Source organism: Ruegeria spongiae, assembly GCF_023502395.1.
GTDB classification, from domain to species: Bacteria; Pseudomonadota; Alphaproteobacteria; order Rhodobacterales; family Rhodobacteraceae; genus Ruegeria_C; species Ruegeria_C spongiae.
The window spans coordinates 1-327 of sequence record NZ_JAMFMB010000106.1; the positions used below are offsets into that span (position 1 = coordinate 1).

At 54.1% G+C, this 327-nt stretch carries 1 pseudogene; it reads left to right on the plus strand.

What is annotated here, in order from left to right:
• Positions 1-191 precede the first annotated feature (191 nt).
• Positions 192-327 (plus strand): annotated as a pseudogene (locus tag M3P21_RS22700) (IS3 family transposase); the annotation flags it as partial.

A 327-nucleotide genomic window follows, 5' to 3' on the forward strand; every position in this document is an offset into this window, starting at 1 on the left:
GCTAAGAAGCTGGATGTTTTGGCGCTGGCTCGAATGGTTGGCCATACCGACCTGCGAATGCTTCAGGTCTATTACAACGAAAGCGCTGAGGAATTGGCCAAGCGGCTAGATTAACCGACACCGGTGTGACGCCTTCGACGTTCAACACGCGGATCGTGGCGCTGCGGTTCTTTTTCGGCATCACCTGTGGGCGTGAAGACATGAAGCGTTTCACCGACACGGAAAAGTATTTTGTGTCAGAAGCTTCGGTCTATCGCATCCTCAAGTCTTACGACCTGATCACCAGCCCGGCTTACGTTGTTCTGTCCGCTGCGGACGAGTTCCAGG